Source organism: Pollutimonas bauzanensis, assembly GCF_900129885.1.
Lineage (GTDB): Bacteria > Pseudomonadota > Gammaproteobacteria > Burkholderiales > Burkholderiaceae_B > Pollutimonas > Pollutimonas bauzanensis.
Genome location: NZ_FQXE01000005.1, coordinates 310038 through 332189 on the forward strand (window position 1 = coordinate 310038; position 22152 = coordinate 332189).

Below are 22152 nucleotides of genomic sequence, written 5' to 3' on the forward strand. Positions count from 1 at the left end.
AGAACCACAAGGACTTTCATGATAGATCTGTATTACTGGACCACCCCCAACGGCCACAAAATCACCCTGTTTCTGGAAGAAAGCGGCCTGCCCTACAAAATCTTCCCCGTCAATATCGGCAAGGGCGAGCAGTTCCAGCCGGAATTCCTCCAAATCGCGCCCAACAACCGCATTCCCGCCATAGTCGATCATGCCCCGGCCGACGGCGGCGAGCCTGTTTCGGTCTTCGAATCGGGCGCCATATTGCTATACCTGGCCGACAAGACCGGCCAGTTCATACCGGGCGCATTGCGCGACCGGGTGCAGGCGCTGCAGTGGCTCTTCTGGCAAATGGGCGGGCTGGGGCCCATGGCCGGGCAGAACCACCATTTCAGCAACTACGCCGTGGAAAAAATCCCTTACGCCGTCGACCGCTATGTGCGTGAAACCGGCCGCCTGTACAAAGTGCTGGATCACCGATTGGCCGGCCGCGAATTCATCGCCGATGAGTATTCGATCGCCGACATGGCCTGCTACCCCTGGATAGTGCCGCATGAGCGCCAGGGGCAGGACCTGAACGACTTCCCGAATGTGAAGCGCTGGTTCGACGCGATACGCGCGCGCCCCGCCACGATCCGCGCCTACGACAGGGCCGGACAGATCAACCCGGCGCCCGCGGCGCACGACGAGGCGGCGCGCAAGATACTCTTCGGGCAGGACGCCGCCACCGTCAAATAAGAAAAGAAGCATGATGAAACTTCCTATCCAAGCACTGCGCCTGGCGCTGGCGGCCGGCGCCGCGGGCCTGCTGACGGCATGCGCGAGCGGGCCATCGCCCAATATATCCCTGATCCCGGCGGAAACGGCGGAACAGACCAGCAAGGAGGGCCTGTTCGTCCAGGCGGTCAAATGGGAGCACAAAAAACCCGGCTGCGAGGGCGACTGCCCGACCGTGAAACTGGATTCGGTGGTCTTCCCCGGCATTGCGCGCTTGACCGCGCTGGTGGACCACGCGCTGGCCCTCATGACCGGCATAGGCAACAGCCAGCCTCCGGTCTACGCTACCGTGGCCGAATACGAGGATTATTTCTGGAAGACGGCGGCGCCGCGCGATTCGACCTTGCTGGCCGCCAAGACGCGCTACCGCAATAAGCACCTGACAGTGGTCGAGCTCAATACCTGGCAATACTTTACGGGCGCGGCCCACGGCATATCGGCGACGCAGTTCCTGAACTGGGACAATGGCAGCGGCAAGGTGCTGAGCCTGGCCAATGTGCTGGAGCCTGGCAAGCAGGACGCCTATGTCGCGGCGCTGAAAGCGGCGCACGGCCTCTGGCTGGCAAAGAACGCCGACGCGCGGCAGGATCCGGAAAGCTACAACCGGATCTGGCCTTTCCAGGCGAGCACGAATTTCGCTTTTACCGACCAGGGTTTGCTGGTGAAGTACGATTCCTATCAGATCGCGCCGTACTCGTCGGGGCAGCCGGAGCTGTTGATCCCTTATGGCGATTTACAAGGGATACTGCGGCCGGAGTTCATGCCTGCATGAGCGATGTAGCCGGCGCGAGGCCTGCCCAGGCGCGGGTGACGAGTCGTGGCTCTTTAGTTTAGACGTATGCCGGGTCGTTTTCATTGTGGTTCTTCTGACACCAACCCAATGTCCAGGCGCCGTGGGCGAATGTGGGTTGGGCGAAAGTTTGAGCAAGCCGCGCAGGCGGCCTGTTTCGGGGAGGCAAGCCCGCGCTTGTTTGAGCGAGTGCTTACGGGCAGCCGGGGGCTGCCCGTTCCGCGAGTTCGCGGGCGCCCCGAAACAGGCCGCCTGCGCGGGCAGTCACGGGCGAAGCCCGGGACCGCAGCGATATTGAGCCCAACCCACATTCGCCCACGGCGACGGGTTTAGAAATCCACCGCACAAGCCGCGCCCCCTTTTACGGATTCGGTTTTTCATTGAAACGGTCCAGATCGAAATAGCGCGAACCCGAGGAGGGCTCCGGCGCCGGCTTTCCCGCGGATTCCGCCGGAATCGTTTTCCCGGCCGGCGCGGTGCCCGCATCTTCCAGCTTCAGTGTTCCCGTTTCCCCCGACCCGCCGCGGCTTGCGCCCTGCTGCCGGCTGCCGCCGGTGGCGGGCGTTCCAGGGCTTGCCGGCGCCTTGCCCTGCGCCCGCAAGGCGGCGCGCTGCTTCAGGACTTTATCGGTCAGGGCATCGAGCTTGGCCGCCAGCGCATCGTGCTTATTGTTGCGCGCCCAGTCGGCCGCGTCCAGCTTCTGCAAATTCCGCGTCGTGACCTCCGCGCCGTGATCCAGCAGCAGCTGGACCATGGCTACGCTGCCGGAATGGGCCGCCATCATCAAGGCGGTGGTGCCGTCGGGCGCCGGAGCGTTGACCAGGGCCTTCTTGGCCAGCAGCATCCGGGCCGTTTCGACTTTGCCGGTGGAGGCGGCATATTGCAAAGGCGTCCAGCCCAGGCGGTTGACCATGGCGCCGCGCCGTATCAGATCCTGGGCGCGCTTGGTCTGCCCCAGCACCGCCAGATACATCAGGGGCGTTTCGCGATTGACGTTGATGGCGTTGAGCGCCGTCTTGGGGTTGGCCGCCAGCGCGTCATACACCTTCCAGGCGCCATCGCGCATGGCCTGCATGATGGCGGGCTGGCCCTTGTCGCTCAATTCGTTCGGGTCCGCGCCTTGCGCCAGCATGGCCTGGACGCGGGCGACGCGATCGTTCGCGATATCCACCCACCAGTCGGCGGGATTGGCGGCATGCGCCGCAACGCACAGCAGCGCGCCGGCCAGACCTATGAAATAGCGGCCTAGCGCCGGTGCGAGATTGGAAAAGAATGTCATGACTGATTCCCGGCGCCGCAATTGAAGCGACGGCTGCTATGGATAATTTACTTTAACTGAACTACTTTAAATAATCTCTATAACCTAATGATTTGTATGAATATTTAAAGTAAAGTTAATCTATTGCTTTAAATATTTTACTTTAGAAGCGTTATATCATGCAAAACTTTAGCTTATCTCTCTATCTTACTGAAAAGATTAAAGAAATTGTTCGTGGAGCATTCCGCCACCTCGGCTACCGGTATGCCCCTCAAGTCGGCGATTTTCTCGGCCACGTGCATCACCTTGGAGGGATCGTTGACCTTGCCGCGATACGGGACGGGTGCCAGGTAGGGCGAATCGGTTTCGATCAACAGGCGATCCAGCGGCAGCTTCCTGGCCAGCTCATGCAGGTCCTCGGCCTTCTTGAAGGTGACTATGCCGGAGAGCGAAATATAGAAATTCAGTTCCATCGCGGCTTGCGCCACTTCCCAGGACTCGGTAAAGCAGTGCATGACGCCGCCATACTGGTCGGCGCCCTCTTCCTTCATGATGCGCAGCGTGTCGGCGCTGGCCGAGCGGGTATGTATGATCAGGGGCAAGCCGCTGGCCCGGCTGGCCCGGATGTGGGTGCGGAACCGTTCGCGCTGCCATTCCAGCGGTTCGGACAGGCGAAAGTAATCCAGGCCGGTTTCGCCGATGGCGACGACCTTGGGCGACTGCGCCAGATCGACCAGTTCCTGGACGGTCGGCTCGGGCGTATCCTCGTAATCGGGATGCACGCCTACCGAGGCATATAGATGCGGCTGCGGGGCGACCAGTTCCATGAGCCCCGGCCAGTTCGGCAGGTTCACGCTGACCACCAAGGCATGGCTTACCCGGTTCTGGGCCATGCGGCTCAAGATATCGGGCAAGTTCTTGGCCAGCTCGGGAAAATCCAGATGGCAATGGGAGTCTACATACATAATTTTTTCTTGCGCTAATCAGTCGGAAAATGGGCGGCGCATGGCTGGCCGCCATCCATGACGTAGTGTAGCGGTTTTACCGCGCTGCGAGGCCGGGCTATGAGGCCGGGCGGCAGGCCATGGCCACGCGCTGCAAAGTGCTGTGCACCAGCAGCTTGGCATTGAGCGGATGGCCGGCGACGGCGCGTTGCTGCGCCAGCCATTTGGCCGTGTCGGCCAGGCTTGCCATGGCGGCGTGCCGGGCGGCGAGCCGGGTCTGTTTTTCCAGGCTGGGAAAATAGCGCACCGGCGCGCCCGACGCCGCCAGCAGCAGGTCCAGGAACAGGCGCTGCAAGGCGTCGATCCACACATCGGCGGGCATTTTTTCCAGATGGTCGGCCAGTTGCCCGATATCGGGCGCCTGCGCGCGGGCGAGCGGCGCGACCAGCTGGTTCAACCACTCGGGGCAAGGGCTGGCCCCGGTTTGCGCCAGTTGCATGGCCAGCAAGGGCGCGCCGCCAGCGGCGGCCAGCCACTGCCCGGCCTCGGCCACCCCTTGCGCTTCCAGCCAGGCCAGGCTTTCCGGCTTGCCCGGCACGGGCAGCGGCAGGCGCCGGCAGCGCGACACCAGCGTAGGCAGCAGGCGGTCCGGGGCATCCGCCACCAGCAGGAACACGGTGTGCTCCGGAGGCTCCTCCAGCACTTTGAGCAAGGCATTGGCCGAGATGCTGTTCATGGCCTGCGCCGGATAGAGCACAGCGACGCGCCAGCCGCCCCGATGGGTCGCGGTATTGAACCAGGGGCTCAATACGCGCAGCTGCTCGACCCGGATATCCTTGGACGGCGCCTTCTTGGCGGCGCTGGCCGCGGCCTCGCCGTCGTCCTCGGCGCCGCCGGCCGCGGCGCCCTCTTCCAGCGCCACCGCTTCGGGCCGGATACGGCGCAAATCAGGGTGGTTGCCGCTGGCCAGCCATAGGCACGCCGCGCAATGGCCGCAAGCCAGGCCCTGCAGCGGCGACTCGCACAGCAGGCTTGCCGCCGCCGCCAGCGCGAACTGGCGCTTGCCTATGCCCGGCAAGCCATGGATCAGCCAGGCATGGGCAAAACGCTCGCGCTGGCTGAGCCAGGACGCCGCCAGCGACGCCTGCCATGGCAGGAATTGCGCGAGGTCGCTCATGATTGGCCGCCCATCCGCTGTGCTCGCACCAGCTCGTCGATCTGCTCGGCCAGGCTGCGCCTTACATCCTCTATGGGCAAGGTCGAATCGACAATGCGCAGGCGCTCCGGATGCTGCCGCGCGCGCTCATGATAGGCGCGGCGGGTCCGCTCGAAGAAAGCCTCGCCCTCCCGCTCGAAGCGGTCCAGCTCGCGGCTGCGGCTCAGGCGCTCGCGGGCGACCGCCAGAGGCACATCGAAGAGCCAGGTCCGGTCGGGCTGCAGATCGGCATGCACCCATTGCTCCAGCGCGCTGATGCGGTCGCCGCCCAGTTCGCGTCCGCCGCCCTGGTAGGCGTAAGTCGCATCGGTGAACCGGTCGCAGACGACCCACTGCCCTGCCAGCAAAGCGGGCTTGATGACGGTTTCTATGTGCTCGCAGCGGCCCGCGAACATGAGCAGGGTTTCGGTCTTGAGGTTCATGGGCTGGCTCAGGACCAATTGCCGCAGCTGTTCGCCCAGCGCGGTGCCGCCGGGTTCGCGCGTGGAAACCACCGCCAGCCCATGCTGCTGCAAGCGCTCGACCAGCCATCCGACATGCGTGCTCTTGCCCGCGCCATCCAGCCCTTCAAGGGTAATAAAGCAGCCGCGCCGACCTTGCATTAGTTGCGCCGTCCCAATATGTATTTAGACACAGCCCGGTTGTGATCCAGCAGGCTCTCGGAAAACTCGCTGGTGCCATCGCCCCGCGAAACGAAGTAGAGGAATTTGTGCGCCTCGGGGTGCAGGGCCGAAAGCAGCGCCGCGCGCCCCGCGCTGGCGATGGGAGTGGGCGGCAGCCCGCCCCGCGTATAAGTATTCCAGGGCGTGTCCGTCGTCAGGTCTTTCTTGCGTATCCGCCCCTGATAGGCGTCGCCCATGCCGTAGATGACGGTGGGATCGGTCTGCAGGGGCATGCTCAGGCGCAGGCGGTTGACGAAGACGCCGGCGACCCGGTCCCGGTCGGAACTGTGGCCTGTTTCCTTTTCGATGATGGAGGCCAGTATCAGCGCCTCGTAAGGCGTTTTCAGGGGCACTTGCGGATCGCGTTCATTCCAGGCGGCGTCCAGCAGTTGCTGCTGCGCATGGTAGGCGCGGCGCAGGATGTCGAAATCGGTGGAACCCGGAACAAAGACATAGGTGTCGGGATAGAACAGGCCTTCGGGGCTGGCTTGCGGCGCGCCCAGTTTCCTGAGCAATTCGTCATCGGGCACGGCCAGCAGCGTTTGCCTGACTTGCGGATCTTCCCGCAATGCCTGGCGAATGCGCTGATACGTCCATCCTTCCAGCAAGGTTATCTGGGTCTGCGTCATGTCGCCGTTGGCCATGCGCTCCAGCAGCGTCCGGGGCGTGTCGCCGCGCACCGCCTCGTAGGCCCCGGCTTTGAGCAGGATATCGCGCCCGCTCAAGCGGGCCAGCGCCACGAACGCATCTTCATTGAAATGGATGCCGGATTTGTTCATCAGTCGCGCGATGGAGCGCGGACGGCTGCCCGACTCGACCACGTAGTCGACGCGTTCGCTGTCCATGGCGACGGGATGCTCCACCCAATACCAGGCGGCGGCGCTCAGGCCGGTGGCGATGATGGCCAGCAGCAAAAGCAGATACAGGATGAATAATTTGAATTTCGTCATTAAGGCAAAGTGTAGCCCAGCGCAGCGGCCCGCTCGCCGGTGGAAACCAGGCCTCGGGATGGCAAGGGTTATCGCAGCATGATTTCCCGAAGCCCGTTATCATAAACGCTAGCTTTGCCCCTGTCTGTTGCTGCGAGTCATATTTCTTACATGAACAATTTTTCAAGCTTTGTTGCGCCGCTGGATGATCTTGCCGTCATCGAAATCGCCGGGCCGGACGCGGCCGGTTTCCTGCATGGGCAGTTGACCCATGACGTGACGGGCCTGGCGCCCGACCGTGCCCGCCTGGCTGGCTATTGCACGGCCAAGGGGCGGCTGCTGGGCAGCATGGTGCTGTGGCAGGGGCGCCAGGGCCCGTCCCCCGCCCTGTACGCCATGGTCCGGGCCGACATCGCGCCGGCCCTGGTCAAGCGCCTTTCCATGTTCGTGCTGCGCGCCAAGGCCAGCTTGCGGCTGACCCGCCTGCGTGTGCTGGGCGTGACGCTGGCCGGCGCGCCCGCCGGCGGGCTGGCCGCGGAATCCGGCCGGCTCCCGGGCGAAGAACTCATCAAGGAGGCTGCCGTGCTTTCGTCCCAGGCCCGGGCCTGGGACGTGGCGCGGACCAGCGCCGGAAGCTGGATTGCCGCGCCGTCGGCCGGCGCCGATACCGCGCGCTGGTGGTTTGTCCCGGCCGACGCCGACGACGCCGACGACGACGCCGCGCCGGCGCCCGCCATGGCGGGACCGCAGGCGCGGCAGGCCGCCGATTGCTGGCGCGCCGCCGACATCGCCGCCGGCCTGCCCTGGATCGAAGCCGCCACGCAGGATGTCTTTATTCCGCAGACGCTCAACCTGGACCTGATCGACGCGGTCAGTTTCACCAAGGGCTGCTACCCCGGCCAGGAAGTCGTGGCGCGCAGCCATTACCGCGGCACCGTCAAGCGCCGCATGGCCTATGGCATCGCAAGCGGCGCCGATGCCGATGCCGGCGGCCCGCTCGCCGGCGTGGACATCTACAATGCCCTCAATCCCGACAGCCCCTGCGGCCGCATCGTCAACGCCGCGCATTGCGGCGGCGCTGCCCATGTACTGATGGAAGTGCAACTGGCCGATCTCGGCGGCCCCGATTTCCGCCTGCGGCGGGCCGATGGCCCGGCCATCGAGTTAATGCCTTTGCCTTATAAGATCAAGGCCGAGGATTGAGGACGGACGGGCAGCCCGGGCCCCGCCAGGATGCGTCCCAGCCTATTTTTTGAACAGATTCAAAATGCTGGAAAAATCCAGCGCGCCGTTGCCTTGCGCGCTATGCATGGAATAAAGGTTGCGCGCCAGCTCGCCCAGGGGCACGGACGCCCTGGCGTTCAGGGCTGATTCCGCGGCCAGGCCGAGATCCTTGAGCATCAGGTCGACGCCGAAGCCGCCCGCGTACCCATTGGACGCCGGCGCGTGCTCCATCACGCCCGGCCAAGGGTTGTAGAGTTCGGTGGCCCAGTTGCGGCCGGAGCTCTTGGCGACGATGTCGGACAATACCTTGGGATCCAGCCCGTTGGCGACGCCCAGCGCCAGCGCCTCGGAGGTGCCGGCCATGAGTATGCCCAGCAGCATGTTGTTGCAGATTTTGGCGACCTGCCCCGCCCCGGCCGCGCCGGCATGGAAGATATTCTTGCCCATTTTCTCCAGATAGGGCCGGGCCGATTCCAGGTCGGCGGCCGCGCCGCCCACGATAAAGGTCAGCGTGCCGGCGACCGCGCCGCCCGTGCCGCCCGATACCGGCGCATCCACCATGCGTATGCCGCGCTCCAGCGCCGCCGCGGCGACCTTGCGGGCCGACTCCGGCGCGATGGTGCTGCATTCCAGGACCAGGGTGTTGGCGGCGATTTGCGTCAGCAGGCCGGCCTCGCCCAGATACAGCCCTTCCACGTGCTTGCTGGCCGGCAGCATGGAAATCACCACCTCGGCGTCCTTGACTGCCGCCGGCGCCGAGGCCGCGGCGCTGGCGCCGGCGTCGGCCAGGACCTTGACGGCGGCGGGCACCAGGTCGAACACGACCAGTTCATGGCCCGCCTTGACCAGATTCAAGGCCATGGGGCTGCCCATATGGCCCAGGCCGATAAATGCGATGCGACTCATTTTTTTGTCTCCTGTTTTTCGATGATCGATGTGGTTTGCGCGAAAACTAAAGTTCGATGCCCGTGGCGTCCATGGGCGCCAGTTCGAGGTCGGCCAATGGGTGCTCGACCGCGTCCGGCCACGGCGCCTGGAAAAAGCGCTGCACCCAGGCGTCGCTGGCCTGCTCCAGCGTGGCCGGGTTCCATCTGGGCTGCTTGTCCTTGTCTATCAGCAAGGCCCGTATGCCTTCCTGGAAGTCCCCCTGGACGCCGCATTGCAAGGACACAATATATTCCTGGCGGAGAACATCGGCCAGCGACAGCAGGCGCACGCGATCCAGCAAGGCGAAACACAAGCGCGCCGAGCCGGGCGAACCGGACAGGAAAGTGCCCGCGGCGCGCTTGAGCCAGGGGTCCTCATGGCCGGCCCAGGCGGCGATATTGGCGCAAATGGCCTCGAAATCGCCGCCGTCGCAGGCCTGCCTGATCAGCGGATAATGCGTCTGCAGCGGCCCTTGCTGCAACCCGGCGTCGGCCGCCTGCAGCCCAAGCAGCAGGCGGCCCAGGCCGACGCTGTCTTCGCGCTCGACGCCCGACCAGTGGGCGGACTGTATCCGCGCCAGCAGCTCGTCCCATTTGCCGGAGTCCAGCGTGTAGTCGGCCAGGCCCAGATAACGGCAGTCGCCGGCTTCCAGTTGCGCGCCGGTCAGGCCCAGGAACAGCCCGGTGCCCCCGGGCAGGCGGGCCAGCATCCACGTGCCGCCGACGTCCGGAAACAGCCCGATGGAGATTTCCGGCATGGCATAGCGGGTGGTCTGCGTGACCACGCGATGGCTCGCGCCCATCATCAGCCCCACGCCGCCTCCCATCACGATGCCGTTGCCCCAGCACAATATCGGCTTGGGATAGGTATGGATCTGGTAATCCAGGCGGTACTCGTCGTCGAAGAATCTGCGCGCGTAGGTGTTGCGCCATGCCTGGCCGCTGGTGTTTTCCTGCATGGCCTTGTACAGGCCGTGCAGGTCGCCGCCCGCGCAAAACGCTTTTTCACCGGCGCCCCTGAGCACGACCAGGACGATGGATTCGTCGGCTTGCCAGACGCTCAACTGTTCGGCCAGCAGATTGCACATGTCCAGCGACAGGCCGTTGAGCGTTTGCGGGCTGTTCAAGGTGGCCACGCCGACCTTCTTGTGATTGGCGGCGTCCAGGACCTCGAATAAGACTGGGGAATTCATCGGATATCGGCTCCTTTGTCGAGCAGCTGGCGCGCGATGATCACGCGCATGATTTCGTTGGTTCCTTCGAGGATCTGGTGCACGCGCGTATCGCGCACCAGCCGCTCCAGCGGGTAGTCCTTGAGGTAGCCGTAGCCGCCGTGGATCTGCTGGGCGTCCAGGCAAACCTGGAAACAGAGATCGGTGGCCAGGCGCTTGGCCATGGCGCAATAGGTGGCCGCCTGCTCATCGCCGTCGTCCAGCTTGGCGGCGGCCAGGCGCACCATCTGGCGCGAAGCCACGATATGGGTCAGCATATCGGCAAGCTTGAACTGCAGGGCCTGGAAACTGGCCAGGGGCTGCCCGAACTGCTTGCGTTCGCCCATATAGCGCCTGGCTGCGTCGTATGCGCCCTGCGCGGCCCCGACCGAGCAGGTGGCGATATTGATGCGGCCGCCGTCCAGGCCTTTCATGGCGAACTTGAAGCCTTCGCCTTCATTGCCCAGCAGGTTTCCGGCGGGGATCTCCGCGTTGTCGAAGACCACCGGGCGCGTCGACTGGCTGTTCCAGCCCATCTTGTCTTCCTTGCGGCCGTAGGTGACGCCCGGCGTGTCGGCGGGCACGACAAAGGCCGAGATGCCCTTGGGCCCCGCGCCGCCCGTGCGCGCCATGACCACCAGGACGTCGGTGTCGCCGGCGCCGGAAATGAAGGCCTTGGCGCCATTGAGCACATAGGCGTCGCCGCGCTTTTCCGCGCGGGTCGACAAGGACGCCGCATCGGACCCGGCGCCGGGTTCGGTCAGGCAATAGGAGGCGAGCTTTTCGCCGGCCGCCAGCGCGGGCCCCCAGGCCTCGCGCACCGCCGCAGTGGCCCAGGACCCTATCATCCATGTCGCCATGTTGTGTATGGTCAGGAAGGCCGTCGTGGATGGGTCGCAGGCGGCCATTTCCTCGAACACCAGCGTGGCGTCCAGGCGCGGCAAGCCCAGGCCGCCTATCGATTCGGGCGCATAGATGCCGCAAAAGCCCAGGGCGCCGGCGCGCGCGAATGCCTCGCGCGGAAACTGGCATTCGGCATCCCAGCGCGCGGCATGCGGTTCGAGCTCGCCTATGGCGAAATCGCGGGCCGCCTGCGCGAATGCCTGTTGTTCATCGCTTAGCCGAAAATCCATGATGGTGTCGTCTCCTGTGCATCGCAAGCTGCTTGCCAGCTTACCTTTTATAGTTGCGCTCCACCATAGCGCATTGCGAATTATGGTGTTGTCATATGCATGACAATCGTTTTGTTCAGGGCTCCAGCAATCCGGCCGCGATTTTCGCCTTGCGCCGCTTGGGCCGGTTGCGCGGCTTGGTCATGAAGGCCTTGCGATGCAGGGCGCGGCGCTGCCGCGACTCCATGGGATCGAAAGTCAAGGGGCGGTAGATCTCGATGCGGTCGCCGTCGGCGAGGATACGATCGGCCCCGCAGGCCTGCCCGTATATGCCCAGCGCCGGCGCATCGGATGGATAGTCGGGAAAAAGCCGGGAGAAGCCGCTGGCCTGGATCGCCTGGCCCACGGTGGCGCCGGCGGGCAGTTGCAGATCGGCCCGCCAGACGGAGCCCGGCTCGGCGTAGACCACTTGCACCGCGATGGCGACTTTTTCTTCAGGCATCATTCCCCATACACCGCCTGGGCGCGCTGAGTAAAGGAATCGATAAAGCTGGTGGCGATCCGGTTGAATATGGGCCCGACCACCGCCTCGAGCGCGCGGCTGGAAAAGGCGTATTCCATGATGTACACCACCTTGCAGGCATTTTCGTCGAGTTCGTGGAATTCCCAGTTCCCTGTCAGGGTCGAGAATGGGCCGTTGATCAGATGGAAGGTAATGAGGCGGGGATAATCGTGATCGTTGCGGGTGGTGAAGGTTTGCTTGACGCCGGCAATGCTGATGGTTATGGACGCTTCCATCCCCCTTTCGTCATGCCTGTGCACGGTGGTGCCGCCGCACCAAGGCATGAATTCGGGATACTTGGCCACATCGGCGACCAAGTCAAACATTTGCGCGCGGCTGTAGGGAACGAGGACGGAACGCTGGACGGTATGCATTGAAAGTAGTTAATGGATAGAATGTACTGATTTTACAGCCTACAACCGAATTGATTCATGAGCATTGTCGATAACCGCAAAGCAACGCACGATTACTTTATTGAAGACCGCTACGAGGCGGGTCTCGTGCTTGAAGGCTGGGAGGTAAAAGCCATACGCGCCGGTCACGTACAGCTCAAGGAAAGCTACGTCATCGTGCGCGATGGCGCGTTATGGATCATAGGCATGCACATCAGCCCCTTGCCCACCGCCTCCACCCATATACACCCGAACGCCACGCGCACCCGCAAACTGTTGCTGCACGCCGAAGAAATCGGCAAGCTCATCGGCAAGGTGGAGCAGCGCGGCTATACATTGGTGCCACTTAACCTGCATTACAAGAATGGGCGCATCAAGCTTGACTTCGGCCTGGGCCGCGGCAAGAAGCTGCACGACAAGCGCGACGTGGCGCGCGACAAGGACTGGGAGCGCGAAAAAGAGCGCCTCATGAAGCACGATACCCGAGGCTGAAGCCTTCCAGCTCCAGTAGCGCAAACTTGCGCTCCAGCCCTCCGCTATAGCCTGTCAGGGTGCCGGCGCCGCCCAGGACCCGGTGGCAGGGAATGATGATAGCGATCGGGTTGCGCCCGACAGCCGTGCCCACCGGCCGCCCATGCCGCGGGGTGAGCCCGGCCGCGCGCGCGACTTCGCCATAAGACACCGACTGGCCATAGGGTATGGCGAGCAAGGCGTGCCATACTTTCTTCTGGAAATCAGTGCCTTCGGCAGCCAGGGGGAGCGTGAATGCCTTGCGTTCGCCGCGGAAATACTCGCGCAGCTCTCGTTGCGCGCGCTCAAAAAGCGCTTCGACGGCATGCGGCGTGCCGTCCTGCATGAATGTCAGGGCATCATGGGCGCCGCCGGCCGCGCCGCACAGCGTCCGGCTGGCTTGGCCGGGGAATGGCGCGCCGCCCGCGGCGCCCGTCCTGGCCAGGTTGGCCGGCCCGAACAGGCCGCCGCCGGCCGCCATGCGCGCCTTGAAATTTTTTATGGCGACGCCGGACATCAGGCCCGCGGTGGGGTCTTTTGCCTGCGGCGCAGGCGGGGGCAAGCCGTCGAGCGGCGGGCAGTCTTTCTGGCCGATGAAATACAGCCCCGTCAGGCCGGCGCCATCGGAGGCAAGCAGGATGCGCCCCAGGCCGGAAGACATCTGCGCGTAAAACGCCATATCATTCACCTCATCTAATGCAGCTTGACGCGCGGACGCCCCCGTTTCATCAGCAGCCGGCCGACGGCCAGAGACGCGGTGCGGGCAAAGCCCAGGATGGCCAGATGATGCATCAAATGCAGGCTCATGTACATGAGCCGCGCAAGCAGCCCTTGCACGAACCAGTTTTTCCCGGTGAGCACGCCCATCAGGCTGCCCACGCCGCGGCTGTGGCCCACGGAAACCAGGGAGCCATGGTCGCGAAAGCGGAAGGCGCGCTGGCTGATTTCCTTGCCCTGGATGCGCTCGGCCATGATGGGCAACAGGAAGGCGGCCTGCTGGTGGGCGACCTGCGCCTTGGCCGGCAGAAACTGGCCCTCCTGGTCCCAGGGCACCTGGGCGCAGTCGCCCATGGCGAAGACGGCGGGGTCGGCGCTGCGCAAATTGCTGTCGACGACAAGCTGGTTGACGCGGTTGCAGTCCAGCCGCAGTTGCTTGAGGAAGGCCGGGGCTTCGATGCCCGCCGCCCATACGCACAGGTCGACCGGGTAGCGCGTGCCCTGCGCGTCGTACAGGGCGTCGGCCTCGACCCGGGCGACCCGGACCGACGTCTTCACCGCTATGCCCCGGTCCAGCAATAGCTGCCGCGCCGCCGCCGACATTTTTTCCGGCAAGGCCGACAGTATCCTGTCGGCGCCTTCGAGCAGCGTGATCTGGATGTCTTTCTGCGGGTCCAGGCTGTTGAGCCCGTAGAAAACCGCGTCGGCGCAGGCTTCCCGCAGTTCCGCCGCAAGCTCGACGCCGGTGGCGCCGCCGCCGACTATGCCGATATTCAAGGCATAATCCACCTGCTCCGCCTTTTTCCGGTTGGCCGTGACCAGTTCATGCAGCAGCCTGAGCCGGAACCGCTCCGCCTCGGCCGTCGAATCCAGCGCAATGGCGAATTCGGCGGCGCCCGGCGTGCCGAAGAAATTGGATTTGCTGCCCACCGCCAGCACCAGGGTGTCGTAGCGCAGGCTGCGCGCCGGGAATACCTCCACCTGCTGATCGGAAAATACCGGTTTCAGCTGTATCAGCCGCGCGTCGCGATCGACGTGCGTCACCTCGCCGAAAATGAAGGTGTAGCCCTTGTCCTTGGCCAGCATGAAATACGACAGCCCCTCCCGGTGTATGTCCAGGGTGCCCGCGGCCACCTCATGCAGGGAAGGCTTCCAGATATGGTCGCCCGCCTTGTCGACCAGATACACATGCTGCGGCCCGAACTTGCGGCCCAGCTTGGCGGCCAGTTCCAGCCCTCCGGCGCCCCCGCCGACGATCACTACCCGGTGCGCTTCGGTTTGTGTCATTGTTTCTTCCTTTGCCGTTCAAGCCTGCCTTGGCGCGGCATCAGCGCGCCTGGCTGGCGGGCGCATCGTTCCAGCCTCCGCCCAAGGCTTTGTACAGGGTAACGTGGTTACTGTTCTTGGCCAGGCGCAAGGTGATCAGGTCCTGCTGCGCCGCATACAGGCTGCGCTGCGCATCCAGCACATTCAGGTAGCTGTCCACGCCGCTGCGGAACCGCGCCTCGGACAAGACATGATTATCGGCCCAAGCGTCGACCAGCGCCACTTGCGCGCTGAGCTGTTCATCTAAAGTACCACGTTGCGCCAGCCCGTCGGCCACTTCCGTGAAGGCGCTCTGGATCGCCTTTTCGTACTGGGCGAGCGCGATATCGCGCTCGACCTCGGATGCCTCCAGGTTGGCGCGGTTGCGGCCTCCTTCAAAGATGGGCAGATCGAGCTGCGGCATGAAGCTCCAGAAGCCGCTGCCCCCGGCGAACAGGCCGGACAAGGCGCTGCTTGTCGTGCCGGCCGAAGCCGTCAGGCTGATCCGCGGGAAAAAGGCGGCCCGCGCGGCGCCTATATTGGCGTTGGCGGCCCGCAGCAGGCGCTCGGCCTGCTGCACGTCGGGACGCCTTTGCAGCACCTCGGATGGCAGCCCGGCGCCCAGTTGCGCGAGCGTAACTTTGTCGTCGCTTTGCGATGCCGGCAGCAGTTCCTCGGGAATACCGCCGCCGGCGAGCAGGACCAGCGCATTCCTGTCCTGGGCTATCTGGCTGGTGAATTGCGCGACGTCGACGCGGGCCGACTCGACCAGGGTTTGCGCCTGGCGCAGGGCCAGCATCGAGGCCGCGCCAAGTTCGTGGCTGCGGCGCGTCAGCGCATAGGACTTTTTCCGGTTTTCCAGCGTCCGCGCAGCCAGTTGCAAGCGTTCCTGGTCGGCGCCCAAGGCCAGATAAGCATGGGCCAATTCCGCCACGAGCGAGATCTGGACCGTATTGCGCGAGGCCTGCGTGGCCAGGTAGCGCTGCAGGGCTTCGTCTTTCAGGCTGCGCACCCGTCCGAACAAGTCCAGTTCGTAAGCGCTCATGCCCACGCCGGCGCTGTATTGGCGGCTTGCGCCGGCCTCGCCGCTGGCGGACAGGTCCGCCGGCAGGCGCTGGCTGGCGGCGGAGCCGGAAATGCCCACCGATGGGAACATATCGGCCCGCTGGATGCGGTATTGGGCTCTCGCCAAGTCGATATTCAAGGCGGCGACCCGCAAGTCGCGGTTGTTTTCGAGCGCCATGGCGACCAGCCGGCGCAGTTTGTCGTCGACAATGAACTGCTGCCAGGCGATGTCCGCCGCGCCCGGCGCCTGCGGCGAGGCCGGCTGGCCATAGGCCGGCCCGCTCGGCCAGTCGCCGGATACCGGCAAGGCCGGCCGTTCGTAATCGGGAGCCAGGCTGGCGCAGCCGGCAAGCAGCATGGCGGCGGCCATCGCGGCCAGGGATAGGGATTTCATGCTAAAGCTCGCTGGTCGATGGTGTTGCCGGGAAATCGGGCTGTTGCGCAGCGCTTTCCCTGCTCGAGGAAAACAGCCTGCGCACGGCCACGAAGAACACGGGAATAAAGAAGATGCCCAATGCCGTCGCGGCTATCGTTCCGCCGAGCACGCCCGTGCCGATCGCGTTCTGGCTACCCGAGCCGGCGCCGCTCTTGATGGCCAGGGGAAGCACCCCGAGCCCGAAAGCGATCGAGGTCATCAGGATGGGCCGCAAGCGCAGCTTCGCGGCCTCGAGCGCGGCTTCGACCGCGCTCATGCCTTCGTCCATGAGGTCCCGGGCGAATTCGACGATCATGATGGCGTTCTTGGCGGCCAGCCCTATCGTCACGAGCAGGCCCACCTGGAAGTACACGTCGTTGGACATGCCGCGGCCGCTGGCCGCAAGCAGAGCGCCAAGCACGCCCAGCGGCACGACCAGCATCACGGCGAAAGGAATGGACCAGCTTTCATACAAGGCGGCCAGGCACAGGAAAACCACGATCAGCGAAATGGCATACAAGGCTGGGGCCTGCGACCCGGACATGCGCTCCTGGTAGGACATGCCCGTCCATTCGATGCCCAAGCCCTCCGGCAATTGAGCCGCTATGCCGTCCATGGCGGCCATCGCATCGCCCGAACTCACGCCGGGCGCGGGCTCGCCCTGGATCTGCACGGCGGGAATGCCGTTATAGCGCTCGAGGCGCGGCGAGCCATATTCCCAATGCGCCGTGGCGAAGGCCGAGAATGGCACCATCTCGCCGGACGCATTGCGCGCATACCATTTCTGCAGGTCTTCGGGCACCATGCGCGCCGCCGCGTCGGCCTGCACGTATACTTTCTTGACGCGTCCTTTGTCGATGAAATCGTTCACATAAGTGCCGCCCCATGCGCTGGACAGGGTGCTATTGACCTGGTCCATGCTCAGGCCCAAAGCGCCCGCCTTGGCCTGATCGATCTCGATGCGGTACTGAGGCGTGTCGTCCTGGCCATTGGGCCGCACGGCGGTCAGGCTGGGGTTCTGGGCCGCCAGCCCGAGCAACTGATCGCGCGCCTCGGTGAGCTTGGCATGCCCCATGCCCGCTTGATCCTGCAAATACATATCGAAGCCCTTGGCATTGCCCAGTTCGAGGACGGCGGGCGGCGCGAAGGCGAAAATCATCCCGTCCTTGATTTGCGACAGCGCGATCGCGGCCCTGCCGGCGATGGCGGCAACGCCATTTTCCGCGCCGGGGCGCTCATCCCAGGGTTTCAGCTTGACGAAACCCAGCCCCGCATTCTGGCCCGCTCCGGCAAAGCTGAAGCCTGCCACGGTGAACACCGACTCGACATTGCCTTTTTCCTCGGTGGCGAAATGTGTTTCCATCTTGTCCAGCGCAGCCAGCGTGCGCTCCTGGGTCGCGCCCGCGGGCAACAGCACCTGGGCGAACAGGACGCCCTGGTCCTCGTCGGGCAGGAACGATGTGGGCATCCTGACAAACAGCAGCACGGCGACGGCGACCAGGGCCAGGTATATAAAGAGATAGCGGCCGCTGCGCGCGATCATGCGCCCGACCATGGACTGGTATTTAAGGGTGCCCCGGTCGAAGACGCGGTTGAACCAGGAAAAGAAACGCCCGCGCTGCTCATGCCCGCCCTGCGGCACAGGCTTGAGCATCGTGGCGCATAGCGCCGGCGTCAGAACGATGGCCACCAGGACCGACAGCCCCATGGCCGACACGATCGTGATGGAAAACTGGCGGTAGATCACGCCGGTCGAGCCGCCGAAAAAGGCCATGGGCACCAGCACGGCGGAAATCACCAGCCCGATGCCCACGAGGGCGCCGGTGATCTGGTCCATGGATTTGAGCGTCGCGGCCTTGGGCGGCAAGCCCTCCTCGCTCATCAGGCGCTCGACGTTTTCGACCACCACGATCGCATCGTCGACGAGCAGGCCGATGGCCAGCACCACCCCGAACAAGGTCAGCGTGTTGATGGAAAATCCGAAAGCCGCCAGAATGCCGAAAGTGCCCAGCAGGACGACCGGCACGGCTATCGTCGGGATGATGGTGGCCCTGAAGTTCTGCAGGAACAGGTACATTACCAGGAACACCAGGATGACCGCTTCCACCAGGGTGGAGATCACCCCGTGGATGGACACTTCGACGAAAGGCGTCGTGTCGAAGGCGATGACCGGCTTCATGCCCTGCGGAAAGGATTTTTCCAGCGCGCCTATGCTGGTTTTGATGGCTTCCGCCGTATCGAGCGCATTGGCGCCGGTGGCCAGCTTGAAGCCCATCCCCGCCGCCGGCTTGCCGTTGTAGCGCGCCAGCACGTCGTAGCTTTCGCTGCCCATTTCCAGCCGGGCGACGTCGCGCAGCCGCAGCGACGCGCCGTCGGGCGTGCTGCGCAGCAGTATTTCACCGAACTGCCGCGGCGTCTGCAGCAGGCTTTGCGAGGTGATCGTGGCATTGATCTGCTGGCCGGCGACGGACGGGGCCGCGCCCAGCTGGCCGGCCGATACCTGGGCGTTCTGCGCCTGAATGGCGGCGACCACATCCGCGGGAACCAGGCTGTAGCTGTGCAGCTTGTCGGGGTCCAGCCAGACGCGCATGGCGTACTGGCTGCCGAACACTTGCACTTCGCCCACGCCTTCGACGCGGCTCATGGGGTCGCGCAGATTGGCGACGGCGTAGTCGCCCAGGTCGGTGGCGGTCATGCTGCCGTCTTCGGAGATCAGTCCGACCACCATCAGGAAATTCGCGGTCGACTTGGTCACGACGACGCCCTGGCGCTGGACCTCCTGCGGCAGCATGGGAGTGGCCACGGACAGCTTGTTCTGCACCTGGACCTGGGCAATATCGGGGTCCGTGCCGGATGCGAAGGTGATGGTGATGGTCATGGCGCCCGACGAATCGCTGGTCGACGACATATAGTCCATGCCGTCTATGCCCTTCATCTGCTGCTCGATGACCTGCGTCACCGTATCCTGCAGCGTCTGGGCCGACGCGCCGGGGTAAATGGCCGTGATGGTGACCTGCGGGGGGGCAATGCTAGGGTACTGCGCGACCGGCAGGCCGAGGATGGACAATCCGCCCGCAAGCATAATCACCAAGGCGATTACCCATGCGAAGATCGGACGATTGATGAAAAATCGCGACATGGTGTACCTATTTCTGGGAGTGAATCGGGCTCAGCCGGCCGTGGGCTGGACGGCAGCGGTAAGTTCCACCGCCTTGACGGATATTCCGGGACGCACTTTCTGCACGCCTTCGACTATCACCCGCTCGCCGGGCTCGATGCCGGCATCGACCAGCCACTTGTCGCCTATGGTTCGCGTCGCCGTCAGGACACGGGCTTGCACCTTGCCTTCGGCGTCGACCAGCAGCGCCGTCGCATTGCCTTTGGAATCCCGCGTGACGCCTTGCTGCGGCACCAATACGGCCTGGGCGCGCATGCCTTCTTCCAGCACCGCGCGCACATACATGCCCGGCAGCAACTGATGGTCGGGATTGGGGAATACCGCGCGCAGCCTCACCATGCCGGTGCCAGGGTCCACGGTGACATCCGAGAACTGCAGTTCGCCCGCGTGCTGGTACGGCGTGCCGTCCTCCAGGATCAGCCTGACATTGGCGCGGGCCTCTTCGGAGCTGGACAGCGAACCGGAATCCAGCGCGCGGCGCAGCCGCAGCAATTCGACGCTGGACTGCGTGACATCGACGTATAGCGGGTCCAGTTGCTGGATCTTGGCCAGCGCATCGGACTGGCTGGCGGACACCAGGGCGCCGGGAGTGATGCTGGATTGGCCTATGCGCCCCGAAATGGGAGCCGTCACCCGGGTATAGCCCAGATTGATGGCCGCCATATCGAGCGCGGCGCGGGCCGAGGCCACGTCGGCCTGGGCCTGCAGCAGTTCGGCCACGGCGCCATCATTATCCTGTTTGCTGACGGCATCGATCTTGACCAGCTCTTTGTATCGGGCCGCGGTCAGCCGCGCCACTTTCAGGTTGGCCTCGGCCTTGGCCAGCGCCGCCTTCGCGCTGTCATGACTGGCCTGATAGGTGGCCGGATCGATTTCATACAGCGTTTCGCCGGCCTTGACATCGCTGCCTTCCGTGAACAGCCTTTTTTTCACGATGCCGCCCACCTGGGGGCGCACTTCCGAGACCATGAAGGCGCTGATGCGCCCGGGAAGTTCGGTGGTGAGCGACACCGGCGCGGCGGCAAGCGTCACTACGCTGACTTCGGGCATCGGCGCCGGGCCGCCCTGCGCGACGGGCTCGCTGCAACCGGCGATAATGATGGCGCCAGCCAATATCGTCAGGGCCTGCAATAAAGGGCGGCGGGGATTTGGCTTCATAGAGTCTCGAGTGGGATGAGATAATTTAATAACTGTACTGTACGGTCAGTTTAAGCTTGACAAAAGATTTCTGTCAAGCAAAACTGTACCGAGTGGTACAGAATGGAGGATTGCGGGAATGAGAACGAAAAGTGAAGCCCGGCGCGACGCCATCATGGCTGTCGCACTGGAAGTGTTCCGGGAAGTCGGCTTCGAGGCGGCGTCGATGTCGCAAATCGCCGCGCGCGTGGGCGGGTCCAAAGCCACCCTGTACAACTACTTTTCGTCGAAGGAAGAACTGCTGCTGCAAGCCATGCTCAGCTCGGCGGACAAGCATGCGCATGACGTGCTGCAGCTATTGCAGACGGCGGGCGATTTCCCCACGCAATTGCACCGTTTTGTCACGTCCTTGCTCGCGCTCATAAGCTCGCCCGAAACCACGCAGGTGCTGCGGGTGGCCATTTCGGTGGGAGGCACGTCCGACATCGGCCGGCAGTTCTACGAACAGGGTCCGCGCAGTGTCTGGCTGCACATTGCCGACGTCTTGCGCGTGGAGATAAGCAAAGGCACTTTGCGCGACGCCGATCCGGACACGATGGCCATGCTCCTGCGCAGCCTGTGCGAGTCGGAAATGATCCGCAACCTGCTCGGCGCGGCCGTGGCGGTGGACGACAAGGAAATGGAACGCAAGGCCCGATGTATTGTGGATATCTTCCTGCGCGCCTATGGCGCGGCCGCATAGCGCTGCTGCCGCATGGCGACATGGCGCCCCGTCCGGGGCGCCATGTCGTGGTCTGGTGTAGTCTGGTCCGGCGGCCAGGCTTGTCAGCTCATGAGGCCGCGAGCCGCTGGTCTTCGATGAAGTGGCGGATCACGCTGTCGAAATCCCCATCGGCGGCAAAGCCCAGCGCGCGCGCATAGACGGCGGACAAGTTGCCGGGCCACGAGCTCACTATCGCGTCGATGGCCGCATCGCGCTCGAACACCACGCGGCCGGCGGCCTCGTCGCCGGCGACGCGGCGCAGGGCATCGACCATTTCCTGGACCGAGACCGACAGGCCGGGCATGTTGATCACCCGCCCGCCAGTCAGTTGCCGCGCGGGCAGCTCGTGCCCATGCACGATGTTCTGGATGGCGCAGGCCGGCGACATCAGCCATAAGCGGGTGTCCGGACTCACGGGGCAGATGGCTTGCGCGCCGCTGACCGGCTCGCGGATGATGCCGCTGGCAAAGCTGGAGGCCGCTCGGTTGGGCTTGCCGGGCCGCACCACGATAGTGGGCATGCGCAGGCTGCGGCCATCGACGAAGCCGCGCCGGCTGTAATCGGCGAGCAGCAGATCGGCCATGGCCTTTTCGGTCCCATAAGAGCTTTGCGGCGCCCAGACCTGCGCGTCGTCCACGGTAGCGGGCAGAGCGCCGCCGAACACCGCGACTGAGCTGGTCATGACGAACCTGCTGTTCGCGCCGAGCGCGCGCAGGCGTTCCAGCAGCGCCCGGGTCGCGTCGAAATTGATGCGCAAACCCAGGTCGAAGTCCTGTTCGGCCTGCCCCGACACGATGGCGGCCAGATGGAACACGCTGTCGATGCCGGGGCCTATCAGGCGTTCGATCTGCCCCGGATCGGCGATATCGCCGGTCATGGCCCGGACCCGCGGATCATCGATGCCATCGAGCGCGGCCACATCGAAGGCGGTGATGCGCTCGATGCGCTGCGCCTGCCCGGCGCGATTGGTGAGCGTGCCGAGCTTGAGCAGCTCGCGTATCAGCTGGCGGCCCAGAAAGCCCGCCGCGCCTGTGACTAAAACTTCCATATTGTTGTCTCCCTGCACATATTCTTGCTTGC

Annotated in this window: 21 protein-coding genes; 5 read left to right on the forward strand and 16 right to left on the reverse strand. The window is 64.4% G+C overall.

Annotation, left to right across the window (positions count from 1 at the left end; all coding sequences use genetic code 11):
- Positions 1-18: 18 nt before the first annotated feature.
- Positions 19-717, forward strand: coding sequence for a glutathione binding-like protein (locus tag BUB23_RS11950; protein WP_073103338.1), 699 nt, complete (start codon positions 19-21; stop codon positions 715-717).
- 10 nt (positions 718-727) lie between these two features.
- Positions 728-1528 carry a DUF3298 domain-containing protein gene (locus BUB23_RS11955; RefSeq protein ID WP_073103339.1) on the forward strand — a complete coding sequence of 267 codons (801 nt, stop codon included), beginning with the start codon at positions 728-730 and terminating at the stop codon, positions 1526-1528.
- 379 nt (positions 1529-1907) lie between these two features.
- Here BUB23_RS11955 and BUB23_RS11960 read toward each other — a convergent pair whose 3' ends face one another.
- From BUB23_RS11960 to mltG, 5 genes are all read right to left on the reverse strand, one after another.
- On the reverse strand, positions 1908-2825 hold the full coding sequence (locus BUB23_RS11960; RefSeq protein ID WP_084135984.1) for an ankyrin repeat domain-containing protein: 918 nt from the start codon (positions 2823-2825) through the stop codon (positions 1908-1910).
- Positions 2826-2998: 173 nt separating this feature from the next.
- Positions 2999-3769, reverse strand: coding sequence for a TatD family hydrolase (locus BUB23_RS11965; protein WP_073103340.1), 771 nt, complete (start codon positions 3767-3769; stop codon positions 2999-3001).
- Between the two features lie 97 nt (positions 3770-3866).
- A complete protein-coding gene (holB, locus tag BUB23_RS11970; protein ID WP_073103341.1) occupies positions 3867-4925 on the reverse strand; it encodes a DNA polymerase III subunit delta' in 1059 nt (352 codons plus the stop codon).
- Entirely contained in the window at positions 4922-5566 is a 645-nt protein-coding gene (gene tmk, locus BUB23_RS11975) for a dTMP kinase (RefSeq protein ID WP_073103342.1), read from the reverse strand. The genes holB and tmk overlap by 4 nt, the downstream gene beginning before the upstream one ends.
- The gene (mltG, locus tag BUB23_RS11980) at positions 5566-6576 is read right to left on the reverse strand and encodes an endolytic transglycosylase MltG (RefSeq protein WP_073103343.1); all 1011 of its coding nucleotides are present in this window, start codon (positions 6574-6576) and stop codon (positions 5566-5568) included. Before mltG ends, tmk begins: the two co-directional genes overlap by 1 nt.
- A 150-nt stretch (positions 6577-6726) precedes the next feature.
- On the opposite strand from mltG, the gene ygfZ reads away from it, so the two are divergent.
- Positions 6727-7758 (forward strand): CAF17-like 4Fe-4S cluster assembly/insertion protein YgfZ, encoded by a 1032-nt coding sequence (ygfZ, locus tag BUB23_RS11985; protein ID WP_073103344.1) that lies wholly within the window; start codon positions 6727-6729, stop codon positions 7756-7758.
- A gap of 42 nt (positions 7759-7800) precedes the next feature.
- On the opposite strand, the gene mmsB is transcribed toward ygfZ, so the two are convergent.
- From mmsB to BUB23_RS12010, 5 genes are all read right to left on the reverse strand, one after another.
- Complete coding sequence (mmsB, locus tag BUB23_RS11990) at positions 7801-8685, reverse strand: 3-hydroxyisobutyrate dehydrogenase (protein WP_073103345.1); 885 nt, start codon at positions 8683-8685, stop codon at positions 7801-7803.
- A 46-nt stretch (positions 8686-8731) separates the two neighbouring features.
- Positions 8732-9898 carry an enoyl-CoA hydratase/isomerase family protein gene (locus tag BUB23_RS11995; RefSeq protein WP_073103346.1) on the reverse strand — a complete coding sequence of 389 codons (1167 nt, stop codon included), beginning with the start codon at positions 9896-9898 and terminating at the stop codon, positions 8732-8734.
- Entirely contained in the window at positions 9895-11049 is a 1155-nt protein-coding gene (locus BUB23_RS12000) for an acyl-CoA dehydrogenase family protein (RefSeq protein WP_073103347.1), read from the reverse strand. Before BUB23_RS12000 ends, BUB23_RS11995 begins: the two co-directional genes overlap by 4 nt.
- 115 nt (positions 11050-11164) lie before the next feature.
- Positions 11165-11533 carry an RnfH family protein gene (locus tag BUB23_RS12005; protein ID WP_143160958.1) on the reverse strand — a complete coding sequence of 123 codons (369 nt, stop codon included), beginning with the start codon at positions 11531-11533 and terminating at the stop codon, positions 11165-11167.
- Complete coding sequence (locus BUB23_RS12010; RefSeq protein ID WP_073103348.1) at positions 11530-11964, reverse strand: type II toxin-antitoxin system RatA family toxin; 435 nt, start codon at positions 11962-11964, stop codon at positions 11530-11532. Before BUB23_RS12010 ends, BUB23_RS12005 begins: the two co-directional genes overlap by 4 nt.
- A gap of 57 nt (positions 11965-12021) precedes the next feature.
- Here BUB23_RS12010 and smpB point away from each other — a divergent pair, with 57 nt between their 5' ends.
- On the forward strand, positions 12022-12474 hold the full coding sequence (smpB, locus tag BUB23_RS12015) for an SsrA-binding protein SmpB (RefSeq protein WP_073103349.1): 453 nt from the start codon (positions 12022-12024) through the stop codon (positions 12472-12474).
- On the opposite strand, the gene BUB23_RS27580 is transcribed toward smpB, so the two are convergent.
- The 5 genes from BUB23_RS27580 to BUB23_RS12040 are packed head-to-tail and all read right to left on the reverse strand — an operon-like array spanning position 12449 to position 20330.
- Entirely contained in the window at positions 12449-13171 is a 723-nt protein-coding gene (locus BUB23_RS27580; protein ID WP_073103350.1) for a methylated-DNA--[protein]-cysteine S-methyltransferase, read from the reverse strand. The genes smpB and BUB23_RS27580 overlap by 26 nt on opposite strands.
- Before the next feature lie 14 nt (positions 13172-13185).
- Entirely contained in the window at positions 13186-14496 is a 1311-nt protein-coding gene (locus BUB23_RS12025; protein ID WP_073103351.1) for an NAD(P)/FAD-dependent oxidoreductase, read from the reverse strand.
- A gap of 40 nt (positions 14497-14536) precedes the next feature.
- Positions 14537-15973, reverse strand: coding sequence for an AdeC/AdeK/OprM family multidrug efflux complex outer membrane factor (gene adeC, locus BUB23_RS12030; RefSeq protein ID WP_073103352.1), 1437 nt, complete (start codon positions 15971-15973; stop codon positions 14537-14539).
- Between the two features lies 1 nt (position 15974).
- Complete coding sequence (locus BUB23_RS12035) at positions 15975-19133, reverse strand: efflux RND transporter permease subunit (RefSeq protein WP_073103353.1); 3159 nt, start codon at positions 19131-19133, stop codon at positions 15975-15977.
- A 30-nt stretch (positions 19134-19163) separates the two neighbouring features.
- On the reverse strand, positions 19164-20330 hold the full coding sequence (locus tag BUB23_RS12040; RefSeq protein WP_073103354.1) for an efflux RND transporter periplasmic adaptor subunit: 1167 nt from the start codon (positions 20328-20330) through the stop codon (positions 19164-19166).
- A gap of 118 nt (positions 20331-20448) precedes the next feature.
- Here BUB23_RS12040 and BUB23_RS12045 point away from each other — a divergent pair, with 118 nt between their 5' ends.
- A complete protein-coding gene (locus BUB23_RS12045) occupies positions 20449-21051 on the forward strand; it encodes a TetR/AcrR family transcriptional regulator (RefSeq protein WP_073103355.1) in 603 nt (200 codons plus the stop codon).
- A gap of 88 nt (positions 21052-21139) precedes the next feature.
- Here the strand turns inward: BUB23_RS12045 and denD are convergent, their stop codons facing one another.
- A complete protein-coding gene (gene denD / locus BUB23_RS12050; RefSeq protein ID WP_073103356.1) occupies positions 21140-22120 on the reverse strand; it encodes a D-erythronate dehydrogenase in 981 nt (326 codons plus the stop codon).
- Positions 22121-22152: the final 32 nt, after the last annotated feature.